This is a genomic window from Pseudoalteromonas sp. APC 3224 (assembly GCF_030407535.1).
In the GTDB taxonomy this organism is placed as follows: Bacteria; Pseudomonadota; Gammaproteobacteria; order Enterobacterales; family Alteromonadaceae; genus Pseudoalteromonas.
In genome coordinates this window covers 1-18,686 of sequence record NZ_JASDDF010000036.1, presented here as the reverse complement: position 1 = coordinate 18,686, position 18,686 = coordinate 1, and the positions used below count along the sequence as shown (strand labels likewise).

18 protein-coding genes are annotated in these 18,686 nt (G+C 39.2%); 17 read left to right on the top strand and 1 reads right to left on the bottom strand.

Annotation, left to right across the window (positions count from 1 at the left end):
- Positions 1-45 precede the first annotated feature (45 nt).
- Complete coding sequence (gene eno / locus QL989_RS15730) at positions 46-1,344, top strand: phosphopyruvate hydratase (RefSeq protein ID WP_008111781.1); 1,299 nt, start codon at positions 46-48, stop codon at positions 1,342-1,344.
- Positions 1,345-1,522: 178 nt separating this feature from the next.
- Here the strand turns inward: eno and mutH are convergent, their stop codons facing one another.
- Positions 1,523-2,194, bottom strand: a complete 672-nt coding sequence (mutH, locus tag QL989_RS15725) for a DNA mismatch repair endonuclease MutH (protein WP_055013225.1) — start codon at positions 2,192-2,194, stop codon at positions 1,523-1,525.
- A gap of 528 nt (positions 2,195-2,722) precedes the next feature.
- On the opposite strand from mutH, the gene rppH reads away from it, so the two are divergent.
- From rppH to QL989_RS15645, 16 genes are all read left to right on the top strand, one after another.
- Positions 2,723-3,241: an RNA pyrophosphohydrolase gene (gene rppH, locus QL989_RS15720; protein WP_008111786.1), complete on the top strand. Its 519-nt coding sequence runs from the start codon at positions 2,723-2,725 to the stop codon at positions 3,239-3,241.
- A gap of 23 nt (positions 3,242-3,264) precedes the next feature.
- Positions 3,265-5,529 (top strand): phosphoenolpyruvate--protein phosphotransferase, encoded by a 2,265-nt coding sequence (ptsP, locus tag QL989_RS15715; RefSeq protein ID WP_178956443.1) that lies wholly within the window; start codon positions 3,265-3,267, stop codon positions 5,527-5,529.
- A 65-nt stretch (positions 5,530-5,594) separates the two neighbouring features.
- Positions 5,595-6,404 (top strand): sulfite exporter TauE/SafE family protein, encoded by an 810-nt coding sequence (locus tag QL989_RS15710; RefSeq protein WP_290171069.1) that lies wholly within the window; start codon positions 5,595-5,597, stop codon positions 6,402-6,404.
- Positions 6,405-6,416: 12 nt separating this feature from the next.
- Entirely contained in the window at positions 6,417-7,220 is an 804-nt protein-coding gene (gene lgt / locus QL989_RS15705) for a prolipoprotein diacylglyceryl transferase (RefSeq protein WP_055013228.1), read from the top strand.
- A gap of 13 nt (positions 7,221-7,233) precedes the next feature.
- On the top strand, positions 7,234-8,085 hold the full coding sequence (locus tag QL989_RS15700) for a thymidylate synthase (RefSeq protein WP_290171068.1): 852 nt from the start codon (positions 7,234-7,236) through the stop codon (positions 8,083-8,085).
- Between the two features lie 17 nt (positions 8,086-8,102).
- Complete coding sequence (galU, locus tag QL989_RS15695) at positions 8,103-8,981, top strand: UTP--glucose-1-phosphate uridylyltransferase GalU (protein ID WP_138608132.1); 879 nt, start codon at positions 8,103-8,105, stop codon at positions 8,979-8,981.
- Between the two features lie 275 nt (positions 8,982-9,256).
- Positions 9,257-10,108: an SPOR domain-containing protein gene (locus tag QL989_RS15690; RefSeq protein WP_290171066.1), complete on the top strand. Its 852-nt coding sequence runs from the start codon at positions 9,257-9,259 to the stop codon at positions 10,106-10,108.
- A gap of 65 nt (positions 10,109-10,173) precedes the next feature.
- A complete protein-coding gene (locus QL989_RS15685) occupies positions 10,174-10,770 on the top strand; it encodes an SPOR domain-containing protein (RefSeq protein WP_290171065.1) in 597 nt (198 codons plus the stop codon).
- A 137-nt stretch (positions 10,771-10,907) separates the two neighbouring features.
- Complete coding sequence (locus QL989_RS15680) at positions 10,908-11,498, top strand: DUF4402 domain-containing protein (RefSeq protein ID WP_290171063.1); 591 nt, start codon at positions 10,908-10,910, stop codon at positions 11,496-11,498.
- A 39-nt stretch (positions 11,499-11,537) separates the two neighbouring features.
- On the top strand, positions 11,538-11,987 hold the full coding sequence (locus tag QL989_RS15675) for a DUF4402 domain-containing protein (protein WP_128583137.1): 450 nt from the start codon (positions 11,538-11,540) through the stop codon (positions 11,985-11,987).
- Between the two features lie 21 nt (positions 11,988-12,008).
- A complete protein-coding gene (locus QL989_RS15670) occupies positions 12,009-12,833 on the top strand; it encodes a fimbria/pilus periplasmic chaperone (protein WP_290171062.1) in 825 nt (274 codons plus the stop codon).
- A gap of 33 nt (positions 12,834-12,866) precedes the next feature.
- A complete protein-coding gene (locus tag QL989_RS15665; protein ID WP_290171061.1) occupies positions 12,867-15,827 on the top strand; it encodes a hypothetical protein in 2,961 nt (986 codons plus the stop codon).
- 18 nt (positions 15,828-15,845) lie between these two features.
- Positions 15,846-16,505, top strand: a complete 660-nt coding sequence (locus QL989_RS15660; protein ID WP_290171059.1) for an SPOR domain-containing protein — start codon at positions 15,846-15,848, stop codon at positions 16,503-16,505.
- 67 nt (positions 16,506-16,572) lie between these two features.
- A complete protein-coding gene (locus QL989_RS15655) occupies positions 16,573-17,166 on the top strand; it encodes a FlgO family outer membrane protein (protein ID WP_138608118.1) in 594 nt (197 codons plus the stop codon).
- A gap of 12 nt (positions 17,167-17,178) precedes the next feature.
- On the top strand, positions 17,179-17,856 hold the full coding sequence (locus QL989_RS15650; RefSeq protein WP_008466541.1) for a FlgO family outer membrane protein: 678 nt from the start codon (positions 17,179-17,181) through the stop codon (positions 17,854-17,856).
- 8 nt (positions 17,857-17,864) lie between these two features.
- Positions 17,865-18,542 carry a FlgO family outer membrane protein gene (locus tag QL989_RS15645; RefSeq protein WP_138608116.1) on the top strand — a complete coding sequence of 226 codons (678 nt, stop codon included), beginning with the start codon at positions 17,865-17,867 and terminating at the stop codon, positions 18,540-18,542.
- Positions 18,543-18,686: the final 144 nt, after the last annotated feature.

Here is an 18,686-nt window from a genome sequence, read left to right as displayed (position 1 = left end):
TCAGGTTAGCCGCACTCACCATTTTGGGAATATAGAGGAATCAAGATGTCAGAAATCGTAAAAGTAATCGGTCGTGAAATTATGGACTCGCGTGGTAACCCAACTGTTGAAGCTGAGGTATATTTAGCTGATGGTTCATGGGGCCGTGCTGCTGCACCTTCAGGTGCATCTACAGGAACTCGCGAAGCATTAGAATTACGTGATGGTGATAAAGCGCGTTACTTAGGTAAAGGCGTATTAAAAGCGGTTGGCTTCATTAATAATGAAATTGCAGAAGCGCTAAAAGGTCAAAACGCACTTGCTCAAAGTGATGTAGACCAAGTAATGCTTGATTTAGATGGTACTGAAAACAAAGAAAAACTAGGTGCTAATGCTATTTTAGCGGTTTCACTTGCTAACGCAAAAGCGGCTGCACAATCTAAAAAAGTAGAGCTATACGAGCACATTGCTGACTTAAATGGCACGCCAGGTGTTTACTCTATGCCACTACCAATGATGAACATCATCAACGGCGGTGAGCACGCTGATAACTCAGTAGATATTCAAGAATTTATGGTTCAGCCAGTGGGTGCTACTAACTTCCGTGAAGCATTGCGTATGGGGGCTGAAGTATTCCATAGTCTAGCTAAAGTACTTAAAGCGGATGGTCATTCAACAGCTGTTGGTGACGAAGGCGGTTTTGCACCAAACCTTGCATCAAACGAAGCTGCGCTTGCAGCTATTAAAGTGGCTGTTGCAAATGCTGGTTATGAACTTGGTAAAGATATTACCCTTGCACTTGATTGTGCGGCCTCTGAGTTTTATAACAAAGAAGCAAATATCTATGACCTTAAAGGTGAAGGTAAGCAATTTACATCTGAAGAGTTTAACCACTTCTTAAAAGATTTAACTGAGCAATACCCAATTGTATCAATTGAAGATGGTTTAGATGAGTCTGATTGGGATGGCTTTGCACACCAAACCAAACTAATGGGCGATAAAGTTCAATTAGTGGGTGATGATTTATTCGTAACCAATACTAAGATTTTAAAACGCGGTATTGATAACGGTATTGCCAATTCAATCTTAATTAAATTTAACCAAATTGGTTCATTAACAGAGACGTTAGCTGCAATCAAAATGGCAAAAGATGCAGGTTTTACAGTGGTTATTTCTCACCGCTCTGGTGAAACTGAAGATGCAACTATTGCTGATTTAGCAGTAGGTACTGCTGCAGGTCAAATTAAAACGGGTTCATTAAGCCGTTCAGATCGTGTTGCTAAGTACAACCAATTGCTACGTATTGAAGAGCAATTAGGCGCTAAAGCACCGTACAATGGTTTAAAAGAAGTTAAAGGTCAGTAATTCTCTAATCAGAATCTGATATTTAAGATTATAAAAATCCTCGCTTATGCGGGGATTTTTTGTAAAAAATAGCAAAAAAGGAACAAAGAAACGGGCTACGAGCATCGAGCTACGGGCGTTAAGCAAGCAGTGCGAATATCTAGGTTAAACAAGCCTAACGTTAGTTACTTTTCATCAATTAAAGCTGAAATTGCTTTTTTAAAATATCACCCGTAAAACTGGTTTTTAAGTAAAAGCCACGTGGCAGAGTTTTTATAATTTGTCCGTTTGGGCCTATTGCATCGGTAACAATATGGCTATTGGCTGCTTTTGGTCGTATTTGCATTACATCCCCTAAATGACCTGAAATTTCATCAACTCTACCAAGAGCTATAAGCTCCATTTGTTCTTCCCAGTCTCGCTGCAATTGTGCATCTTGCGCGGGGGAAGGTTGCCACAAAAAGCCACTGCCTATGGTTCTATCAAAAGGAGCGATATCGCGCTCACTTAAAATAGGTAACCATAAAACATGATTCAACTTTTTACGTACGCTACTTGTGTGCCACGTCATGCCAGTTACATTCATTAGCGGGGTGACCGACACAAAGGTGGTTTCTAGCGGTTTACCTTTATATGAAATAGGCAATGTTTTAAGCTCTATGCCTAAATCTTCAAAGTCGGGGAGCGGTTTTGAACCAGCGGTTGCGCCTAATACATACTCAATCAGTTGACCTGTCCAGCCTTTTTCACGCAATAAATCATCTGGCGTTTTAAAGTGGTACTGCTGTGCTAGTTGTCCAAGTGTGAGCCCTGCAATATTATTGACACGTTGCATTAGTTGATTAATTGAATGAGGTTTTAAAGGTTGCATATTGTTAATTTAGTTGAATAAATACCAACGCCATGATAGCAAATTAGCTTGATAGTGGATATCTTTAGCGGTTGGTTGATTTTTATACGTGCCGTGGTTGGTGCAATTTTATGCACTGCTTTAAAACGCTAAAATTAACTAAGTAACTGAACTACATTGTTTTTTTTGTTTTTGGTGTTCAGTTTTAATTAAGGTCTATAATTGTTGTAAGGATAAATACAGATGTATAAACATGTTTATCCACAGATTCTGTGGAGAACATCACTTTTTTGATCTTGTATTGTGGATTTGTTTGGTAAATGAGCGTGTTTTACAAAAGTTATGCACAAGCTGTGAGTAACCAGCACAAACAGTGTGGTTTTTATGTATTTACGTATGGCAGTGTAGTTTGTTATTCACATGCAATGGATTTCGCCATTAATTTGCTTTAAGTGAAGGTGTTAACGAGGCTTGCACGTAATAGTATTTGCCGTATTGCAGCTAATGTGGAACAATCATAAAAAATCGACTTACAAATGAGGCACTAAGGTGATTGATGCCGAAGGTTTTCGTGCCAATGTCGGAATTGTAATTTGCAATAATCAGGGGCAAGTGTTTTGGGCCAGACGCTATGGTCAACATTCTTGGCAATTTCCCCAAGGTGGTGTTGATGATGGTGAAACACCAGAACAAACTATGTACCGTGAATTACACGAAGAAGTAGGTTTGCGACCAGAAGATGTAGAAATAGTTGCAAGCTCAAAACATTGGTTACGCTATAAATTACCCAAACGATTAATCCGCCGAGATTCAAGTCCGGTGTGTATTGGGCAAAAACAAAAATGGTTTTTACTAAAACTGCGCTGTAAAGATGAAGATGTTAACTTACTGAAAACCCATCATCCGGAATTTGATGATTGGCGATGGGTAAGTTATTGGTATCCGGTTAGACAGGTTGTGTCGTTTAAAAGGGACGTTTATCGACGTGTTATGAAAGAGTTTGCTCCCTTTGCTATGCCCTTTAATAAGCGAGAGCAACAAAAAGATCACTGGCGGAATAAAAGGTAGTTTTTCATAAAAAGGAGCAGTGTATGCTGGCAACACTCAGAACGATAGCTGAGTCTGTTTCGCAACAAGCGAATTTAGACGACGCGTTAGTGTGCTTTGTAAAAATGGTAAAAGATGCCATGAATACCCAGTGCTGCTCCATTTATTTTGCCGATTATAGCCAAGATAACTTTGTACTGATGGCCTCATCAGGGTTAAACCCTGATGCGGTAGGCAAGTTTAGAATTGGCTTTACCGAAGGTTTAGTAGGGCTTGTTGCCCAGCGTGAAGAAGCAATTAATATTGCCTTTGCCAAGTCGCATCCTCGCTTTAAGCTCTCCCCAGAAGTTAATGAAGAAGGCTATAACGCCTTTTTGTCCGTGCCTGTTGTTCATCAAAAAAAAGTGTTAGGTGTTATTGTTGTTCAACAGAAAATGGCGCGGGTATTTTCTCAAGATGAGGAGTCGTTTTTAATTACGCTTTCTGCGCAGTTAGCTTCGCAATTAGCCCACGCCGAAATAAAAGAAGTATTACGCCAAGATGAGTCATCCCATCAAACATCAGTATTAAAAGGGGTTTCTAGCGCGCCAGGTATAAGTATTGGTAAAGCTTTTGTTGTTATTCCTAAACTTAATTTTAAGTCTATAGAACTTACTAAGAATAACGATGTTATTGAACAGCGTCGTTTATTTACACAAGCGGTTGCTGCAACGCGCAAAGAATTTAGCACCTTATCGATGACATTGAGCGACAGCATACCGCAAGAGGCGTTGGCTGTATTTGATGTGTATCAGCAATTATTAGATGCTAAAAGTTTAGGTCATAATGTAGAGGCTCAATTACAAGAAGGGTGGTGTGCTAAAAGTGCATTAAAAATTGTGATTGAACGTTTAGTTGCGCAGTTTAACGAAATGCAAGACCCTTATATTAAAGAGCGTGCGGTTGATGTTAAAGACATTGGTTTACGGGTGCTGCATCATTTAGTGAATACCGAGCATGCAATAAAAGACTACCCTGAAAACACCATTTTAATAGCGCATACATTAACACCAGCTATGTTAGCTGAGGTACCCAATGAGCGTTTGGCTGGGGTTGTGAGCATTAATGGTTCAGCCAACAGCCATGCCTCTATTTTAACCCGCGCTATGGGCGTGCCGGCGATTTGGGGTATCGAAGATTTACCGCTATTGCAGTTTGATAGCAAAGAAATGATTTTAGATGCTTTTGCTGGGCGTTTATATATTTCGCCTTCGCAAATGCTTATTGATGAGTATACAGAATTACAACATCAAGATAACTTACTCAATAATCGTTTTTTAGAAGAACAAGCATTGCCTTCAATCACGTTAGACGGTGAGCATATTAGTTTGTTACTTAATGCAGGGCTTGAGCTTAATACTCAACAAAATAGCGCCCATATTTGTGATGGTGTTGGTCTTTACAGAACCGAAGCATGGTTTATGCAAAAGGGACAGTTTCCTTCGCAGCAAGAACAAGAAAACTGGTATCGAGAAGTACTTAGTAGCTATTACCCTAACCCCGTTGTTATGCGAACGTTAGATATTGGTGGCGACAAAGTTTTAGATTATTTTAATATCACTGAAGAAAACCCATTTTTAGGATGGCGTGGTATTAGAATTAGCCTTGACCATCCCGAGCTTTTTTTAGATCAGCTCAAAGCGATGTTAAAAGCCAATATTGGCTTAGGTAATTTAAAAATAATGCTGCCGATGATCAGTGGTACTGATGAGGTTGAAGAGTCACTGGCACTATTTAAACAAGCTTATTATGAGTTAAGTGAAGCATTTCCTGAGCAACTTATAGAAAAGCCTGATATTGGCATCATGCTTGAGGTACCTTCAAGTGTATTTATGCTGCCAGAGTGGTCTAAAAAAGTCGATTTTTGCTCAGTAGGTAGTAACGACTTAACTCAGTATTTATTAGCCGTAGATAGGGCAAATGCCCGTGTAGCCGATTTATTTAACCCTTATCACCCCGCGGTATTGCGTGTATTAAATAATATTGCCAGCGAGTGTGAGCATTATGAATTGCCCTTTAGTCTATGTGGTGAGCTCGGCGGCGACCCCGAGGGCGCAATATTACTGATTGCTATGGGGTATAGACGTTTAAGCATGAACTTATCGTCGCTAAACAAAGTGAAGTGGGTGCTAAGACGCTTAAATGTAAGCGACATGGAACAGTTACTGAGCGATTGTTTGGCACAGCCTAACGCTAAACAAGTACTACGGTTAACCCGTAATTTTATGATAGAGCATCAGCTAGGTGATTTATTTTATACACCTAAATGATAGAGCTGTAATTGTTTATATAATCAATTAAAATATACATATAATTAAATGTATTAGAGATAACTATGTATGAACTAGGACTTCTAGTTGCAAGTTGTGCGCTGTTAGGTTGCATTGTTGGTTTTTTAGCAGGGCTACTAGGCATAGGCGGTGGTTTAATTATTGTGCCAGTGCTAAGTAGTTTGTTACTTAGTTTTGACGTGGCCGCTGCCGATCATGTGTTAGTTATCGCTATTGCAACATCGTTAGCCTCTATTTTATTTACTTCCACTTCTTCAGCGTTAGCTCATCATAAAAATGATAATGTGCCTTGGGAAATTGCTCCTTGGGTTATGTCGGGCGTGGCCGTTGGCGCATTGATTAGTGGCTTTGCTGCCAGCTTTATCCCTGAGAAAATGTTAAGAACGGTGTTTGCGGTCAGTGTGGTTTTTATTGCGATGAGAATGGTACTTTCTGCTCGAAATAAAGTGAACGCAGAACACCCTTTACCTGCAGGCCCCGTACTGGGAAGTATTAGTGCGGTAATGGGCTCACTGTCTGGATTAATTGGCATTGGTGGCGGTGCATTACTTGTGCCTATGTTGCATTATTTTTCGGTTGATATTAAAAAGGCAATTGGTTGCGCTGCTGCATGTGGTATTGTAATTGCCTTTTTTGGCTCTATCGGTTACATCAGCGCTGGTTGGTATGTAACGGACTTAACGCATGGTTTTATGGGGTTTGTATATTTACCCGCTTTATTTGGGATTGTTATTACCTCATGGTTTATAGCGCCTATAGGGGCTAAGGCAACACATTACTTACCTGTGAATACAATTAAGAAAGTTTTCGCGATGTTACTGGTTTTCATCGCTATTAAAATGGTTTTTAGCTAAAGGTTTATTTTTATGGCACTGGAGTTTCCTCAAATTGATCCAATAATATTTTCTGTTGGACCACTTAGCGTTCGTTGGTATGGGTTAATGTACTTAATTGGTTTTGCGTTTGCGATGTGGTTTGCTAATCGTCAAGCGAAGAAACCAGGGTCGGGTTGGACTAAAGACGAAGTCAGTGATTTACTCTTTTACGGCATGCTGGGCGTTATATTAGGTGGGCGTGTTGGATATGTCCTGTTTTATCAATTTAGTTACTTCATTGAAAACCCCTTGTATTTATTTAGAATCGATCAAGGTGGCATGTCGTTTCATGGCGGTACACTGGGGGTGATCACTGCGATTGCTATTTTTGCTTACAAGCGTAAAAAGTCGTTATTGCAAGTTGGTGATTTTGTAGCACCTTTAGTGCCTGTTGGTTTACTTGCTGGGCGTATAGGTAACTTTATTAACGGCGAATTATGGGGTCGTACTACCGATGTTCCTTGGGCAATGGTATTTCCAACTGGAGGCCCGCTTGCACGCCACCCATCACAACTTTATGAAGCTTTTTTTGAAGGGCTGGTATTGTTTGTCATATTATTGTGGTTTATAAAGCGTCCTCGTCCTGCGGGAAGTGTGTCGGGTTTGTTTTTACTAGGTTACGGCGTATTTAGGTTTGGTATTGAGTATTTTCGCCAACCAGATGCACAACTGGGGTTATTTGCCGACTTCATTTCAATGGGGCAAATCCTATCGTTACCTATGATCATTGGCGGGTTAGGCTTACTTATTTGGGCCTATAAACAACCACAATCGCAAACAGCGGCAAAAGTTTAAAAGAAGAAGTTAGATGAAACAATATTTAGAATTATGTCAGCGTATTGTTGACCAAGGACAGTGGGTTGAAAATAAACGCACCGGTACACGTTGTTTAACGGTTATAAACGCTGATTTAGAATACGATGTGGCGAATAATCAGTTTCCTATGATCACTACTCGAAAGAGCTATTATAAAGCGGCTATTGCTGAGTTGTTAGGGTATTTAAGAGGGTATGACAGTGCTGAGCAGTTTCGTAATATAGGCTGTAAAACATGGGATGCTAATGCCAATGAAAATAATGCTTGGCTCAATAACCCTAACCGTAAAGGTGAGGACGATATGGGGCGCGTTTACGGCGTTCAAGGTCGTGGCTGGCAACGCCCTGATGGTTCAACACTGGATCAACTAGCAAAGGTCATCAATAATTTAAAAAATGGCATAGATGATCGCGGCGAAATTATTACATTTTATAACCCCGGTGAGTTTGAACTTGGTTGCTTGCGCCCATGCATGCATACACATACCTTTTCGTTATTAGGTGATACTCTATATTTAACCTCATATCAACGCAGTTGTGATGTTCCACTAGGACTTAATTTTAACCAAATTCAATGTTTTGTATTACTTGCATTAGTTGCACAAATTACCGGCCATAAAGCGGGTAAGGCATACCATAAAATCACCAATGCCCATATTTATGAAAATCAGCTCGATTTAATGCGAGATGTGCAATTAAAGCGTGAGCCATTTGCTTCTCCCCAATTAAAAATCAACCCAGAGATTAAGTCACTCGAAGACATTGAAACATGGGTAACACGTGATGACTTTGAGGTGGTTGGCTATCAATGCCATGAAGTGATTCAGTACCCATTTTCAGTTTAAAAAATAAGGAGAGCATAATGAAAGCAGTGATCCCTGTAGCGGGCCTTGGAACACGAATGTTGCCGGCCACTAAAGCAATTCCAAAAGAAATGCTACCAGTTGTAGATCGTCCACTTATTCAATACGTTGTTAGCGAAGCCGTTGCCGCTGGCATTAAAGAGATAGTGTTAGTAACGCATTCGAGTAAAAACTCAATTGAAAACCATTTCGATACTAGCTTTGAGCTTGAGGCAACGTTAGAGAAACGTGTAAAGCGGCAATTACTTGCCGAAATACAGTCTATTTGCCCTAAGGACGTGACGATTATTCATGTGCGTCAAGGTGAGGCGAAAGGGTTAGGTCACGCTATTAACTGTGCAGCCCCTATTATAGGGGATGAACCTTTTGTAGTTATTTTACCCGACGTCATTATCGATGAAGTGGAAAGTGATTTAACAAAAGATAATTTAGCGGAAATGATCACTCGTTTTGAGCAAAGTAAACACAGCCAAATTATGGTTGAGCCAGTACCTAAAGATCAAGTAGATAAATTTGGTGTTGTTGATTTAGGTGATGTTGAGTTAAACCAAGGTGAGAGCTCACCCATTAAGAGCATGGTAGAAAAACCACCTGTTGACGAGGCACCTTCAAACCTTGCTGTGGTTGGTCGTTACGTGTTGAGTAAAAATATTTGGCCATTATTAGCTAAAACACCACAAGGTGCAGGTGATGAGATTCAGCTGACTGATGCAATTGCGATGCTTATGCAAGATGAAAAAGTAGACGCTTATGCTATTAAAGGCCGAAGCCATGACTGTGGTAGTAAAGTTGGTTATTTGAAGGCGACAATAGAATTTGCTTTGCGCCGTGATGAATTTGCTGATGAGCTTAAAACCTTTATTAAAACATTAATTTAAATAAACTTATCATTATTCAAAGCGCCTACATGGCGCTTTTTTTGATTGTAAAATCGCTTTTACAGACATTTAATTATAACTATTTTTGCAGTTATACAGACAGATCTGGGTTTGTAATGTAACCTTTATGTTAACTCAAGTTGCTTTGTAGTTAACGTGCTTTATTAGGCCAATTGTAAATTGGCTCAACTTAGCGGTCGAAACTGTTGAAAGAGAAACAATCAATGTGTGAATACAGCGTAAAGTATCACCGATATTTAGTTATAGCTTTACTTATGTTAATAGGGAGTGGCTGTACGATATCGCCTGATAAAACCTTATTAAATGAAAGGGTTAGAGATTCGCCAGAATATGTAACTATCACCGCAGTTGAACTTGCACAGCTAAAAGATGCCGCTTTGCAATGGCAACAAGCACGTTCTGGTATAGAGAGACTATTAAAATTAGAACGTGAGCTTACATATTTAGTTGATAATTTAGATATTATTAACAGTAAAGCAATAGCGAAATCTAACCAAGCTGTTAGCAATCGCTATGCTCGCTCATCAATTAATGCTAATACCTCGCCAGACCTCAGGCATGGTAATAACTACGCAAGCACCTCAGATAACGTTGAACGACCGAGACAAAGATATAGTAACCGTTATGTAAAACCGACTGGTAGGGACGCTCTAAAAAATCAGCGATATAGCAGCCGCTATGCTAGTGTTCCTACAAAAATAATTACAGCTCCTTCAAAAAGCTACAGTAAACGAACTGTTCGCTCGCCAGTGAAAGCGATTAGTTCTAGGGTGAACAAAAAGATTGCCTCTAAAATATCGATGGCAACAAAAGTGGCAATGGTAGATAAAAACAAAAAAGTATTTGCCTTACAGGTAGCGTCCCTTGATTCAGAAGAAAGTGTTGCTAAAGAGTGGAAGCACATTAACAAAAAAGCAGCGCCTTTGTTTAAGGATAAAATCACGACAAACATTGAAAAAGCAAAAGTTAATAACAAAACCTATTATCGATTAAAATTAGGTGAGTATTTTAACTTTAAAAGTGCTGAGGATGATTGTGAGGTATTTAAATTCTATAAAGTTGATTGCTTTGTGAGTAACTACACTGACAAACCAATTAGATTATAAATTATTTATTTGGCGCTTTTATTGCATAATAGCTAGAGCTCGTTTTTTGTAATAGGTGCTTTAAAGTGAAACTTCGTTTAATAATATTACTAATACCATTTGCATTAGCTGGTTGTAGCAACCAGCTAATGCCCGTCGACTCACAAAGCGACAAGCTTGTGCGTGAAAAAGATATAAAACCTTACTTAGAGCAATGGGATAACAACAAAGAGCAGATAGCGCGTTTAAGCACCATGGAAGAGGACTTATCATTACTGATTCAAGCTCTTTCTGCACAAACAGATATTGATACCGTACCTGAGCCATTGAAAGAGAAGGTAAAACGTGTTGAATATGGCTCTAAGCAATCTTTACAACTCTCCTCAGAAACTGTCTTAGCCGATAACACTATCAGTATAAACAAAGCAATTTACGGTGTACAAATTGGACGTTATTTAGTTTCTAACGGAGCCAAAAGGCAAGTACAGCGACTAAAAGAGCAATACCCTCAGTTAAACAGTATTTTACAATACCGCATTAATGAGCAACAAAAGGAATCAACAACGTTTTATAGTGTTGTAGCAGGCCCGCTGAAAAATCAACAGCAAGCGGCGCAGTTGTGTTTGTTTTTTTACAAAATAGGTAATAAGTGTACCTTAGCGACATTTTCAGAGGATGTTTAAGGTTTTTTTACGCTTATTTTTTCATCCTGTTATTATAAATCAAAATAAAGTAAATATTTTCTAACTTTTTAGTGATTTTGGCCGATACTTAACATAACCTGACTAACAGGTTTATACTTTATGTCTAAGGGAAAACTATGAACAAAATATTTACTAAAGCAGCGTTAGCTGCATCAATGACTGTTCTTTCTTTCGGTGCGGCTGCAGAAACTGCTTCTTTTCAAGCGGGTGTTACAGTTCAAAACGCATTCACCTTTACGAATGATGCACCACTAGATTTTGGTACAATCAGGGCTTCAGGTGATTTAACTGGGACGGAGACTGCAACATTAGTATTAGCCGCAAACCCTGCTACTGCTCCTACAACGGCTTCTACAGATGCAACCGCAGCTGAAATTGCAATTTTAGTAGCAGGTACACCAGCCTCATTCTCAATTTCAGGTGTGTCTCCTTTTGGTACATTGACCATTACAAATCCGACTGAAACTGCGATTGCGCCTGATACAGCACCTGCGGGCACTGCTGCATTTACTTTGGGCACTCCAACGTATTATGTGTTAACCGGTGCGACGCCTAATAGCGCAGCTACAACGACCATTCAGGTTGATTCAAATGGTGAAGCAACTTTTAATTTTGGTGCAACATTAACCACAACAGGGGTTGCTGCAACTAGTGATTATATCGATGGATCATACAGTGGCACGTTTACATTAGAATTAAATTACTAATGGGCAAAGCCTGCTTTATTGTATAAAGCAGGCTACTTTATGAAATTATTTTTACTCATACTAGCAGCTTTCTTAACTACGGATTTATACGCACAAGTTACACCGCTTGAGCAATTGAATTTTGGTAAAATTGTTATCAGTGATAATCAAAGTGTTAGCTCTATGACCTTGTTGCCCAGTAACACAAATACCTTAACCAATAAGATATATTTACTTGAAAAAGGCCATGCAGCCGAATTGTTGCTTGAAGGATACCCTGCACGTATCCAGGTAAATGTGAGTGACTTTGTAAGTGATCAGCCCCTAAATAACATTTTTGGTGGCGCGCCACTGATTTTAAATCAACTCATTTATAATACGACCATTACAACCGATACCACAGGAACTGCTTTATTGAGAGTAGGGGGGCAATTAAGTACCTCGGGTGACGGAAATACTTATAAAGATGGTATCTTTGATACTACAATTGAAGTGACGCTAAATTATTAGACAACTAGAGATGTTGATTAAATGACAATAATAAAAACTTTTTTTATCTTAGTAAGCTTTATCTTAACTAGCTTCCATTCTTATGCAAACTTACTTATTTCCCCAACAAGAGTTAATTTTGATGAGCGTCAGCGTGTTGCTAAAGTCATTGTTGTTAATAACTCTAATGAAGCAAAAACTTATAGGTTGGAGTGGCAAGACAAAGTTGCACTAGCTGGCGGAGGGTATGCTAATTTAGCGGCTGATCAAGAAAGTTCATCTTCACTTAAAAATATGGTTAGGATTAGCCCATCGCAAGTTAGATTAGCGCCAGGAGAAAGGCAGATTGTTAAGCTTGCTATTCGAAAGCCAAAAGGTTTACTAGAACAGGAATACCGATCTCACCTAGCATTTAAAGCACTCCCTAATGAAACTCAAATCCAGCAACAGAGACTTGGTATTAATTTGAAATTACTATTAAGTTACACTATCCCTGTTATTTTGCGTAAAGGCGCTGAAATACCTAATGTTAATATTAGCAATTTACAGCTTATACACAGCCCAGAAAAAAAAGCGCTTGAGATTGAAATTAAGCGAGAAGGGGGCTTTAGCTCTTTTGGCAAGTTAGAAGTTTTCTTTAAGCAAAAAGGAATGGATACAGAGAAAAAGATCGCCATGTTAAACGATTTTAGTATTTACCCTGAGCTAAAAACAACAACGGCGACGATACCAATTTTTGTAGATCAAAACATCCCGAAAGATGGCGAAATTCGCGTAATTTATACAGGGCTTAAAGAATATCGCGATACTATTTTTAGTGAAAAGTTTGCGCCAATTAATAATGCAATTATCGGTAATTTGAAATAGGCGATGTATTACTTTAAGCGTTTAAAGTGGTTGTTGATCATTTTTTTATCAATTGACCCCTTATTAGCAGCAGAGCCTGACACTCAGGCCATTCTTGCTAGCATAAAAAAAATAGATAAAAAATGGCAGCAATACAACACTGATCAAGCTGTAAATGAAAGAACAGAGCCTGAGCTTAATGTGCAGCAAGGTGAGGGCATCCCCGAAGGGGAGTTATTATTTTTTTCATCGTTCGTGAAAAAAAATTACCTAGGTGAAATGCTCGGGGTGAAAAGTAAAACCGGTGTATTAATAGATTTATTAAGTTTTTCAGAAAGCCTGGATTTTGCTATAGATATAAATAGCGATGACCTTATTGCTCAAGGCTGGTTTATTCGTGAAGATAATCAGTTTTATCTAGACCTAAATACAAATACAGTACAAATTAACGGCGCTAGATATTCATTTAACAGCCAACAAGCTTATGCTGATAACGGCGATATGTTTGTTGATAGTAACTTGCTAGCGCAGTGGTTTTCGTTAGATATTGATATTGAATATTCAGCACTTGAGCTAAATGTAAGCTCCCCTACCAAATTGCCTATAGAATTAAAACGCGAAAGAGAGCAGCGAGAAACTGTAACTAATAGAGAGTCACGTCAAGCAATATTACCTTGGAAGGCCAGTCCATACAGTGCAATTTCATCTCCTCTTGCTGATGTGCAGCTTAGTGCAACCAAGAGTAATAGGGATTCAGCGATAGGGTACTCTGTATTAGGGTCAAATGACTTAGCCTATTTTAATGCTCAGTATTTTTTTGCAGGGCGAAAACAAGATTTACTATCAGATTCAAGATTATCATTTAGCCGTCAAAGTAAAGATGCACGGTTATTAGGTCCTTTAAATGCGACAACTGTTCAATTTGGAGATGTATTAGCAACTCAAGTCGGTAAACAATTTAATAGTAGTTACGCCAGAGGAGTAAAAGTTGATAACAAACCACTTTTTAAACAGGTTAATAGTAATCAAATTAATTTAACGGGTGCTATTCAACCAGGGTGGGATGTTGAGTTATACCGTAATGATGTACTGCTAGCGCAGCAGTTTAGTTTAGCTGATGGGCGTTATTTATTTGAAGATATTGATTTATTGTTTGGCGCTAATAATTTTGAGCTGATTTTTTATGGCCCACAAGGGCAAGTAGAGCGAAAAACAGAGCAATACTTTATAGATGGTAATAGTTTGTCAGCAGATGAATCGTTTTATGAGTTGTCAATTACTGAGCAAGGTGAGCAGTTATTCAATCAGTCACTTTATTCGACACAAGGTAAAGGTTGGCAGCTAGCAGGCCGTTATGAAACGGGGTTAACTGATTATTTATCGGTTTATGCTGGTACATCAATATTAAATAGTAATTCGGGTGATAATGTTAACAATTATGCTTTTGGTTCGAACCTAAGTATATTTGATAAAGTATTACTTAATCTAGATTATGAAAAAAATAATAACGATGAAGACAAGCTAGAGGTAGCTGCTAGAGGTGAGTTAATTGGTCAATCGGTACGTTTAAGCCTGTCTCAAAACAATGAAAAGATAGTTGGTGATTCGCAGACAGCGAAAGTTGAAAGTTATCAACTATATGCGGCAGGAAAGTTGTTTGATAAATCGTTTGGAAGCTTGAGCTATCAAAATACGCTCGCATATAACAGCAGAGAATTTAGCGACTCATATCTAAGTGTTGATAATACCTTATCGTATAATTTAGGTGGGACCGTTGTTAGTAACAACTTAATTTGGCGAAAATTTGATTCTTTAGATGATGCAACAACACTTGGCAGCATGCGTCTTCAACATCGATTTGGTAAAACATACACTCGTTTTAGTGTTGACTATAGCGCAGACTCCGGTTCGACTATACTGGGTTACCAAGCAGAATTAAGCCGTAGTTTATCTCAGAATTTACAATCTGAATTCACACTAAGAAACTCCCGTATAAATGATTTAGTTTCTATGGAACTGGGTCTAAATTGGCAAAGCGATAGTTTTAGCTTAAATAGCACAATGAGTTACGACGATGATGATAATTGGCGGCTAGGTTTATTTAGTCGCTTTAGTATTGGTTTTGATGCGAACACTGACGAGTACTTTTTAAGTAAAAGAAGCCTCGCAAACTCTGGCACTTTAATGGTTAGAGTCTTTCTTGATTCAAATAATAACAATATTCAAGATGATGGAGAAAAGGGAATTGAGGGCGTTAAGGTAAAAGGAGTTCAAAACTATCGCCGAGCTGTAACCAACGAAAATGGTTTAGCAATACTTAAAGGTATGCCAGCAAATAGAACCACCGACATAGTGATAGAGCCAGGTAGTATTAGTGAGCCTTTTTTAGTTGCCGCCAATGATGGCTTTTCTATTACACCGCGTGCCGGCTTTGTTGAATATATGGAAGTGCCGCTTAATAACAGTAGTGAATTAGAGGGAACTGTTTACAAACAAGATGAGCAAGGCAGCACTGAAGTACAGCCTTTTGCCACCGTAAAATTACTCGACAAACAAGGCAAGCAAGTGGCACAAACGCAGGCTGCTTATGATGGTTATTATTTGTTTACCGATTTACGCCCTGGCGAATATAAAGCGGTTATAGATGATGAATTTAAGCAACGTAAGTCTTTAAAAGATACGCAACAGGTGGTGGTTAAGTTACCAGCGCAAGGTGAAGTAGTAATGGGCGTTGACTTTGAGCTTAAAGAAAAAACACAAACTCCAGCGTATATTGCTAATGCGGGTGGGTTTTCATCATTACCAATTATGAAAGCGTATTATCAATTAATTAAACGTCATTTAAATGAGCAATCAAAGCGTGATGCTTTTTATATTAAAGACGAAAAACAAAAACGGTATATTTTAGCCGTCGCTTATGCCGAGTCTGCGCAAGGGGAGCTTGAACAAGTATGTGCAGAATTAAAAGTAAAAGGCTTGAACTGCCAAGTCCAAGCGCAACTTATTAGCCACTAATAACAATAAGGTTTAACCATGCAATATGCTAATTTATATAAACGCTACTCAATACTAATTGCCTGTATTGCTGCTCTTTTTATATCAGGATGCAGTACCACCAAAACTGCAGAATCTCCTCAGCCAATGCAAGCGAGTGCCAATCTTTCTGAGGCAGAGTTGGCGCAGCTAAAAGCATCGTCTCAGCAGTGGCAAGCAGCCAAAGCAGGTGTTGAACGTTTATTAGTGATTGAACAAGACTTAAAGTTATTAATAAGCCAATTAAATGCAGTGGCAAAACAAGGCTCTGCATCAACAAATACGCCTGCAGTATCAACAGCTAAAGCTTCGGCTGAAACGGTAGCACCCACAAAAGTTGCACAAAAAGCTAAAGTAGCAGCGAATACAGCTGATGAAAAACAAGCCGTTAAAGCCTTATTTGCCTTGCAAGTTGCAGCCGTTACCGACAAAGAGCGACTTAGCCAAAGTTTAAATCAAATAAAAGCCAGTGCATCTTCGTTATTTCAGGGCGAATTTGTGGCTAATGTAGAAACTATTAACGTGAGTGGCATGACTTATTACCGTTTAAAGCTTGGGGCTTATCAAAATCAAGCGAATGCCGCTGCCGATTGCGATAAACTTAAACAGCGCCAAATCAATTGCATTGTGAGCCATTACACCCAACAGCCATTAAAATAAATATGCATCTAGGGTATTAGGCATAATAATTGCTTTGTAACTATTATGTTTTTAGAGGATGGCAACTATGCGCCTTTTGTTACCCTTACTATTATTAAATTTAGCGGGCTGTAGCTTAACACCCCAGCCAAAGCCGAGTATAAGCACTGATGCGCCTAAAGCGGTCATGGCACCTTATACGCTTAACCAGTACGTAAATAGCTTGAGCGCCCAGCTTAGCCATATCAAAGAGCCTTTTAAAAGCACCGCTTCAATCGCGGTCAGCAGCTTTTATTTAGCCAATGCTTTGGATTCACAAATTGCTCAAGGGCAGGGTTCAGGGCTTAGTCAGCAAGTTCAAGAAAGCTTAATAACCCAATTTACTCAGTTAGGGTACAACACGGTTGAATATCGGCTTGAAAACCAGCTTAACTTATCAGCGAGCGCTGATTCAGTGTTAAGCCGCAGCACGAGTAACTTAAAGCAGCGTCAGATTATTGACTTTGTGATCACTGGTACTTTAACCCGTCAAGAACATGCTTATATTGTTAATGCTCGCATGGTAAATATGCAAACTAATCAGATTGTATCTGCCGCAAGTACTGAAATTCCCATCAATGTGATGTGGAGTAATGAAAAAATACAGCAGCGCGGTGACTATATTTACCGCAGTGAATATTAATTAGGAGCACACATGAAACGCCTACTATTAACTTTATGTTTGCCACTGGGCTTTGGTTGTTCACAAATGACAAACCATAGTGACACGCAAATTACCGACGATGCGCCTATGTTTTTTGAGCAACGCCCTGTAGCTGCACCAACAAATACAGATTCGCTTTATCAAAATAAAGCCGCAGTGATGAATAAAAACAAACAAGTAAATACGCCAACCCGTAAAAATATTAATCACTATGTGCGTGGCATCATGCAAGATATGGCTGAAAACTTACAGTACGTAAATACTAAAACGCCATTGGCAGTATCAAGCTTTGTTTTTTTAGACCGTGACTACAACAATGCTGACTTAGTAGGTAACCAAATAGCAGAGAGCTTTATGCACGAACTGCATAATTTTGGTGTGCCGGTCATTGATTTTAAAACCACCGATTATATGCGTGTAACCCCTGGTGGCGATTTTGTTTTTAGCCGCGACTACTTAGAGCTTAACCAAGAACAAAACTTTAGTTACGTATTAGCGGGTACGCTAGTAAATCACCAAGGCGGCATATTAGTAAATGCACGAATTGTTGGTTTAGCGAGTAAAGCGGTTGTAGGCTCTGCACAGGGCTTTATTCCGCAATCAGTTATTGATGCGCTAAATAGCAGTAACAGTGCTGATGGCATTATGCTTAAACAAGCGAGTAAGTGAGGTTTACCATGGTTAACTTAGTTAAGCGCTCTGCTTTAATTGGTATAAGTGCATTATCACTATTACTTTCAGGCTGTAATTTAATGGGCGAGTCGACCGCGACCGAGCCCGCCAAATCTGAGCCAGAGCAAACAGTGGTAAGCAATCTTGATTTTAACCAGATCATGGCGCAAATGCAGCAAAATGACGAGCAAGAACAATACGCCGATACAACGCAGTTTAACCCAAACAAGCACCATAAAAGCTTAGTTAACTACGTAGAGCAAATGGCACTTGATTTAACCGACACCATGCAAGTAGCCCCGCAAGATGCAGCGATTGCAGTCACGTCGTTCGTTGATTTAGACGCAAGTTTAACTACAGCAAGCCAGTTAGGTAATCAGTTATCAGAAACCTTTATACACCAGCTACAAAAGTTTGGTTATAGCGCGGTTGATTTTAAAACAGCCAATTTAATTACCGTTAATGAACAAGGCGACTTTGCATTCACCCGCAACACTCGCAAGCTTGCAGGTACGAATATAGCCAGCCATGTTTTATCGGGTACATTAATTTACCGTGCAGATGGGGTTGTTATTAACGCTCGCGTAATAAATATTGAAAATAAGCGCCTTGCCGCCAGCAGTCGAACATTTATACCGCTTTACGTATTAAATAAAGAAGATATATATTTATCAAGCAATTAACTTACTTTGATACTTGATATAAAAAACCAGATACCGTTATAATTTTTGTAAGCTGTAAGCTGTAAGCTGTAAGCTGTAAGCTGTAAGCTGTAAGCTGTAAGCTGTAAGCTGTAAGCTGTAAGCTGTAAGCTGTAAGCTGTAAGC